Annotated in this window: 6 protein-coding genes; 2 read left to right on the top strand and 4 right to left on the bottom strand. The window is 56.8% G+C overall.

The annotated features are described in order from the left end of the window. Nucleotides 1-27 precede the first annotated feature (27 nt). Nucleotides 28-2,469 (bottom strand): carboxypeptidase regulatory-like domain-containing protein, encoded by a 2,442-nt coding sequence (locus tag J2I47_RS25460; RefSeq protein WP_207367447.1) that lies wholly within the window; start codon nucleotides 2,467-2,469, stop codon nucleotides 28-30. 111 nt (nucleotides 2,470-2,580) lie between these two features. On the opposite strand from J2I47_RS25460, the gene J2I47_RS25455 reads away from it, so the two are divergent. Continuing rightward, nucleotides 2,581-3,222 (top strand): hypothetical protein, encoded by a 642-nt coding sequence (locus J2I47_RS25455; RefSeq protein ID WP_207367446.1) that lies wholly within the window; start codon nucleotides 2,581-2,583, stop codon nucleotides 3,220-3,222. Between the two features lie 112 nt (nucleotides 3,223-3,334). On the opposite strand, the gene J2I47_RS25450 is transcribed toward J2I47_RS25455, so the two are convergent. The 3 genes from J2I47_RS25450 to J2I47_RS25440 form a co-directional block, all read right to left on the bottom strand. Continuing rightward, complete coding sequence (locus J2I47_RS25450) at nucleotides 3,335-4,942, bottom strand: alpha/beta fold hydrolase (RefSeq protein WP_207367445.1); 1,608 nt, start codon at nucleotides 4,940-4,942, stop codon at nucleotides 3,335-3,337. Nucleotides 4,943-5,004: 62 nt separating this feature from the next. Then, complete coding sequence (locus J2I47_RS25445) at nucleotides 5,005-5,304, bottom strand: autorepressor SdpR family transcription factor (RefSeq protein WP_207367444.1); 300 nt, start codon at nucleotides 5,302-5,304, stop codon at nucleotides 5,005-5,007. 92 nt (nucleotides 5,305-5,396) lie between these two features. Further along, on the bottom strand, nucleotides 5,397-5,897 hold the full coding sequence (locus J2I47_RS25440; RefSeq protein ID WP_207367443.1) for a DUF421 domain-containing protein: 501 nt from the start codon (nucleotides 5,895-5,897) through the stop codon (nucleotides 5,397-5,399). A gap of 72 nt (nucleotides 5,898-5,969) precedes the next feature. Here J2I47_RS25440 and cobT point away from each other — a divergent pair, with 72 nt between their 5' ends. Beyond that, the gene (gene cobT / locus J2I47_RS25435) at nucleotides 5,970-7,001 is read left to right on the top strand and encodes a nicotinate-nucleotide--dimethylbenzimidazole phosphoribosyltransferase (RefSeq protein WP_207367442.1); all 1,032 of its coding nucleotides are present in this window, start codon (nucleotides 5,970-5,972) and stop codon (nucleotides 6,999-7,001) included. The last annotated feature ends 12 nt before the right edge of the window (nucleotides 7,002-7,013 follow it).

The raw sequence follows: 7,013 nt of genomic DNA, 5'->3' as shown, positions 1-7,013 counted from the left end.
ACTTTGGACCTTAAACCTTGAACTTCCCTAAAATTCCCACCGGTAGCTCAGCACCGGGATGATGCCGAGTTGGTATTGGGGGACGATTTTGCGCTGGAAGGCATCGAAGTAGCTGTGGGCCTGATTTTGGGCGTTGGTCACGTTCTGAATGTCGAGGGCCAGCATCCGGTTGTAGCGTGGGTTGCTCTTGCGCCAGTAGAGGCGCAAATCGGCGCGGGCATAGTCGGCGAGGCGGTTGGTGTAGCCATAGCCGATATAATAGGTTGTGGTTTGTCCCTGCGAGGCATTTACGTCGATGGAGCGGTCGAGGAAACCCCCGGCGTAGGTCAGGCGGGCGTTGACACCCCAGGTTTGTACGCGTTTCCTGGCCTTGGCGTTCGCTGCTGTGGCATTTGTCGTAAAATCGGTGGTCCATTCGCGGCCCACTGTGGCGTTGGCGGCATAGCGGCCATTGAACCGCGATTCGCGCCAGATGCCGTCCAGGGTGCGGTATTGCGCGTCGTACACCGACCCCGACAGCAGCCAGTAAAGCTGTTTCGTCAGGTATTGCTGGTAGGTCAGTTCCAGCCCCAGGTTCCGCCCGTTGCCGCCGTTGACGAGCCGCAACGGCCGCTCCACAAACTCGGTTGCCTCCAGCAGGTTGAGGGTCGAAAAAGCGGCCGTCGCGTTGTTGTTGACCAGCGCCACCGGCACCCCAAACAGGTATTGGTAATAGGCTTCGGCCTTCAGATAGGCCGACGGGTTAAACTGATGCGTATAGCCCAGCACCAGATGGTGTGCCCTGGTTAGCCCTAAACCGCTGTTATCGACCATAGATGCCGACGTTGCGGGCAAATGGGCCAGGTATACACCCGGCTGCTGAACTTGGCTGTGCAGCCCGTAGGCCAGCGAAAACGTTCGCCCCGGACGTACCTCAAGCCGGGCCGAGACGCGGGGCTCAACCTGCTGACTGTTTGCATTATAGCTGAAATACGTGTAGTGCAATCCCGCCTGTACCAGCAGTTGTGGCGAGGGTTGCCATTGCAGGTTGGCGTAGGGTTCCAGAAGCCAGCCCGCCACCGTACCGTCGGCCACGTCGGGCGGCAGCACAGGCCCCGTTACCGAGGGAATGCGCTGTACGGTGAGGTCGCTGAGCACCCGTGTCAGATACGCCCCTGCCTGCAGGGTTGTCCTGCCGGACATACGCACCCCCAGTGAGCTTGTGAGCGAGGCGCGGACGTTGCTGTTTCGGTCATACTGCGTGGCGATGCCGTTGGGCGGAAAACCAACCGGCAACTGGGCAAATTCCTGGTAGCGGCTGTTCTGGTTGCCCGACATCACCAGCGCCGTGCGCCAGGTTGTGCGCTGCCCCAGCGGACGGGAATACGTAACCCCGCCCGCACCCATCTGCGACCGGAACCGGATGTTGTACAGGTCTTTAGCCGACACCTGCTCGTCTTTGGGCAGGGCCGTAAACACATTACCGCTGTTGCCCATTACGGCAAAAATTTTTACCAGGCCCCGTCCGCGTGTGGGCAGCGTCAGGTTCATCGACAGGTCCTGAAACCGGATATCTTCGCCGCCGAACGTCACGCCCAGCAGGCCCAGTAGCCCCGTAAACGAATACCGGTAGTTGACCAGATACGACCGCCCGCTGCCGGGTACGCCCATGGGCCCCTCGGCGGCAATATCGAGGCCAATCAACCCCGCCTGCACGATGCGCTCGTGGCGTTCGTCGTTGCCCGACCGCAGGCTCATGTCCATCACCCCACCCACCGTATTGCCGTATGTTGGTGCGAAGGCCCCGGTCAGAAACCGCGTCGTGCCCAGCAACTGCGCACTCAGCATGTTCACCCCCCCACCCGCCGCCGTGGGCCGGTCGCCGAGGGTGCCGGCGTTGCTGAGGTGGTTTGGGTTCACGATCTCGACCCCCTCCAGCCGCCAGATCAGCGCGTTGGGCGTGTTGCCGCGGATACTGATGTTGTTGGCCTGGTCGTTGGTGTTGACCACGCCCGCGTAGGCCGTAGCCAGCCGCGCCGGGTCGAGGTAGGTGGCGGGGTATCGCAAAATCTGTTCGGGCGTGATGCTCTGGGCGCTGGTGAGGTTGGCGTCGGGGCGCTGGCCTTTCACCACGGTTTCGGCCAGGGTGCGGGTGCCCGTTTGCAGGCCAATGTCCAGCACCTGTTCCCGCCCCGACTCCACCAGCACTTCGGCGGTGGTCTGGGTGTCGTAGCCCAGGTAGCGCACCGTCAGATTATACCGCCCTACGGGCACGTCGGTCAGCCGAAAAATCCCCATCGAATCGGTGTATACGACCAGTGTGGCGGGTGAGTTGAGCGCCACGCTGGCACCACCCAGAGGCTGGTCGGTGAGGGCATCATACACCCGTCCACGCACCACCTGACCAATGGATTTTGGTTGCGCAATACTTTGATAATGAATCGCCAATAAATAAAAACAAGCGAAAATGAGGCGCAGACGGTGTATCATTCGGGTCAGTTTACGAACTTGCTTAAACCTTACTAAACAACGGTTGTTACCCAATCCTATACCGGTAACTAGTTTCTGCGCATAGGTTTCCACTTGTTTATCCATAAGGCCATGACGCTAACGCCGTTTGAAACCAGTTTATACCAGCAGTTAGCTCGCTTTTTTGGCGACAATGGTTTCTCCCTGTTACCCGAAAAGAAGCAATTCCGGAAAAATACCGAGACGGGTTTTCATAATGTCATCCTCTCGCCATCCTACTACGGAAACACCACGCTGCTGGACGTGAATTTCGGTTGCCGCAATGATCAGGTCGAGCAAATTGCACAGCAGTTCTTGCCCACCCTCACCGATTTCCGGCCCGACGCCAATACCCTGCTGATGTCGGTAAACAAATTCCAGAAAGCAACCACGCCGCGGTTCAGTATCCATTCCGATCAGGAGTTAGAGGCTGTCTGTGAAACCATCATGGGTTTCTTCGTCGAAACAGGTTTCGATACCCTGGCCGACAGTATGTCGTTGAAACGGCTCGACGTGATCTTCAACGGCGAACCGGCCAAGCCCTGCGCATTCGTGTATAACCAGACGTTCCGCTGCTACAAGGGCCTTACGGTGGCCAGCCTGAACCACAACCCTCACTTCATGGGCCTGATCGACCTCTATCGGCATCAGCTCACCCGCCAGTCGCACAATGCCTACGAAGCCATGAATTTCAACCGCCTGGTATCGTATCTACAGCACTACTCGGCGAATTGACAGGGGATTGAGTTTACTGCTTAATTGCATTAGCTGATTAGGTTGTTTTCGGGGGTGGGGTAGACCCTCGCCCGAAAACAACCTAATCAGCTAATGCAATTAAACCTTAGACTCACTTCCCTTTCGCAAACGCTGCCATCACATCCGCTACGCCGGGAATGAGGGTCAGTTTGGCGTTTTTGTAGGTTGCCAGGTTGGCGGCGCGGTCGGTGGGGGCTTCTTTCAGGATATGGCTCATGGAGTCGAAAAGGGCCAGCTTTGCGTCGGGACGGGCTTTTTTAAGGAGTTCCGCTTCCGATACGGCTACCTGAATGTCGCGCTTTCCCTGGATAATGAGCACCGGTCCGGCGAAGGCTTTGATCTCAACGGCAGGGTCGTATTTCATCCAGTTGGTCAGGTAGCCCTGCTGCGATGGTGGCACCGGCATCAGTGGCAATGTCCGCACGGTAAAACCCGACTTAAGCGAATCGATGCCGGCAATGGACTTGTCGACAAGCGGTGCGGCAGCTCCCGATGCCCGGAACTGTGTTTTTATTACCTCAGCAATGTTTTGCCCCGCCCCGGCAATGGAAATAAAGCCGCTGGCTTTGGCCTGTCTGGCTGCCAGCATCCCCACCAGCGACCCTTCGCTATGCCCCGCCACAATCACCCGCGAAAACCGTTTGTCGGCCTGTAGCTGACGGATGAACCCCACGGCATCGGCAACGGCATCATCAAAAACGGAGCGTTGAAGCTGTTGCATCTGGGCAATAAACGCGGCCCGATTGGTACCCGTGCCCCGCTTGTCGTACCGAAACACAGCTACACCCTGACTGGCCAGCTGTTCGGCCAGCTGCCGAAACGTGTTGATCGAATCATAGCCGGGAATGGCACTGTTGCTGTTGCGGTCCGTGGGGCCGGAACCGGCAATGAGCATCACCACCGGAACGGGTTTTCTGGCGCCCGGAGGGAGGGTCAGGGTGCCTTCCAGCGTCAGGCTGACATTGGCGGGCTGGGTAATGGCGTAGCGCAGGGTCTCTTCTGTTTGTGCCCACGCCGATGTACCCACGCTTAGCAGCAGGATCGCAACGGTGGCCAATCCCTTGCGGAACAGGTTGTAGGAGTAGCCTACGGGAATCATGGTCAATAGACCAACGATAGCCATGAACACCGGAAACTTCCACGAATCGGGCAATACCAGCATGGCTACGAATGCCACTAGGCCACCCACCAGCCAGAGCCGCCCGCCGAGCCGGTGCGTTTTGCGCCAGTTTGCTTCGCTGGCCAGTGTCCAGGGCGTTCTTATGCCGACGAAATAATTTTGTGGTACCGTCAGGATCACATTACCAAGGGCGGCCATCAGCAGTGACATAGTCGACAGTAGCAGCGTGGTGAGCAAACCACCGGTCATTTTTGTATGCGCCAGGTAAACCAGCAGCGTGGCTAACAGGGCAAAGAATAGGGTGATAATCAGGCGGATACGCTCGTAGCTGGCACCGCCTAGTTTTTTATTGGGATCCACATGCGGCAAAGCCCGAAGCAGGGGATACTGCAGCAGTGAGATGATAGCGATCAGGAAAAAAAAGCCTTTTCTGGAAGAGTACCCGTTTGGCTGCCCGTGGGTATCGAAATGGGTTGGTACCTCAGGTGGAAGGCTATTCCAGATGGAAGCCAGGTAAAGTAAGGGTACCAGGCAAAGACCTATTAACAGGGCTTCACGAGAACGCGTGGTGGTCGACATGCTATTGGATGGTGAAAAGAGTAGGAGACAAGGTTAAAGCAACAGGCTGAACGGCCGTTTTATCACCGTTCAGTTGCGCCGCCGGGTGGTGAGCTGTTGTGAACAGACGACCCTTTAAAGCTCAATAGCCACGAAAGCATTTCGTCTAATACAGTGGTGTTCAGCGTGTAGCGGATAAACTGCCCTTCCTTTACCGAATCGACCAGACCGGCCTGCCGAAGCAAATCGAGATGATGCGAAATGCTGGGCTTGGTCATCGCAAACTGGTCGGCAATATCACCGGCCGTCAGGTCGCCTGTTCGAAGCAGGTCTAATATCTGACGGCGGGTAGGGTCGTTCAGGGCTTTAAAGAGGGCGTTCATCCGACGTGCTTATTAGATAGTTAGACAAATGTCTAAATAATAGTTTATGCTGTTTCTTTTTTAGGATGAATGGGTCGTTGGCTGGATGAGTCTTACTTTTTTTCTTTTGGTATCACGCTAAGGTTGCCACTACCCTCCAGATAACACTGCTTTACTTCGTCTATCGTTTCAATGCCTTCTTCGCGCAAGAGGCCCATGAACTCGTCTTCGGTAATAAGATGGCGCTTGAGGTTGTCTCGTTGCAACACACCATTTTTGATCAACAACACCGGTTCTGGATTACCCAGGCGGTCGAAAAAAACGGACCGAAAGCCCAGCCAATTGATAACGTAGTCCCAACCCACCAGCGTACCTACCAGGGCAACCCCTTCAGTGACAGATTCATACGAGCCCGCCATAGCATTTTGCGAAGCGTCGGAAATCAGGGTAATCAGCAGAATGTCGGTCACGTTGAGCTGACCACTGCTGCGCCGCACGAAGCGGATGTACAGAAAGACAAACCAGTAAGTGAGCGAACCCCGGATGATGATTTCGAGGATTGAACTGCTGGGGACAAACATGGTCCGCCAGTCAACGTCGATGAGTTTTTCCATTTGCGTACTGTGTGAAGTATCCTAACGCATTCGCCAACTTTGCGGCCTAACTTTCTTAGCAAGCAGTCGTTCATGCCCATTTTGCCCGTCAACAAACAACATCAGGCCTATTTCCAGCAAGTCATTGACCAGAAGACCAAGCCCCTCGGCGCGTTGGGGGCGCTGGAGACACTGGCCCTTCAGGTGGCTCTGATTCAGCAAACCGAAGCCCCCCAACTGACCAACCCGCACATCGTGGTATTTGCCGCTGACCATGGCCTTACCGCCGAGGGTGTGAGTGCCTACCCCGCCGATGTGACGTATCAGATGGTACAGAATTTCAGGGCGGGCGGCGCGGCCATCAACGTGTTCTGCCGCCAGAATAGCCTTCAGCTTGTGGTCTGTGACGTGGGTGTCCGGGGTGTGTTTGACGAGAATACGCCTGATTTTGTCAAGTTCAAAGTGGCCCACGGCACGCAGAACATGCGTCAGCAACCCGCCATGACCGCCGATGAAACCGACGCCGCCATGGACGCCGGGCGACTGGTCGTAGACGGACTGCACCACCGGGGCTGCAACGTGCTCGGTTTTGGCGAAATGGGCATCGGCAACACCTCGTCGGCAGCGTTGCTCATGCACCGTTTGCTCCGGCTTCCGCTCCGCGAATGCGTAGGACGCGGTACGGGACTTACCGACGATCAACTGGCGCATAAACTGACTGTGCTGGAAGCCGTTGCTGAACGGTACAGGCATCTGGCGCAACCCATGGATCTGCTGGCGGCAATGGGTGGTTTCGAACTGGCGGCTATTGCCGGGGGTATGCTCCGCGCCGCCGACTACGGTATGGTCATTCTTGTCGATGGGTTCATCACTACGGCAGCGTTGCTGGTGGCCCATGCCGTTGACCCCGCCGTACTGGACTATTGCGTGTTTACCCACCAGTCTGATGAGGCGGGGCACCAACTGATGCTGAACCATCTGAACGCCAGTCCTTTATTAAAATTAAACATGCGCCTGGGTGAAGGCACGGGTTGCGCGTTGGCCTACCCACTGGTGCAGGCGGCCGTGGCCATGCTCAACAACATGGCCTCGTTCGCCAGCGCCGGGGTTTCCGAGAAGCGATAAGCGCCTGGGGGG

This window comes from Fibrella rubiginis (assembly GCF_017353185.1).
GTDB lineage: Bacteria > Bacteroidota > Bacteroidia > Cytophagales > Spirosomataceae > Fibrella > Fibrella rubiginis.
The sequence above is the reverse complement of the archived record's forward strand: the minus strand, read 5'-3'. Positions and strand labels throughout refer to the sequence as shown.

What these genes read in the sequence shown, in the direction of transcription:
- J2I47_RS25460 (WP_207367447.1), bottom strand. Translation starts at nt 2,469, where the DNA reads ATGATACACCGTCTGCGCCTCATTTTCGCTTGTTTTTATTTATTGGCG.
- J2I47_RS25455 (WP_207367446.1), top strand. Translation starts at nt 2,581, where the DNA reads ATGACGCTAACGCCGTTTGAAACCAGTTTATACCAGCAGTTAGCTCGC.
- J2I47_RS25450 (WP_207367445.1), bottom strand. Translation starts at nt 4,942, where the DNA reads ATGTCGACCACCACGCGTTCTCGTGAAGCCCTGTTAATAGGTCTTTGC.
- J2I47_RS25445 (WP_207367444.1), bottom strand. Translation starts at nt 5,304, where the DNA reads ATGAACGCCCTCTTTAAAGCCCTGAACGACCCTACCCGCCGTCAGATA.
- J2I47_RS25440 (WP_207367443.1), bottom strand. Translation starts at nt 5,897, where the DNA reads ATGGAAAAACTCATCGACGTTGACTGGCGGACCATGTTTGTCCCCAGC.
- cobT (WP_207367442.1), top strand. Translation starts at nt 5,970, where the DNA reads ATGCCCATTTTGCCCGTCAACAAACAACATCAGGCCTATTTCCAGCAA.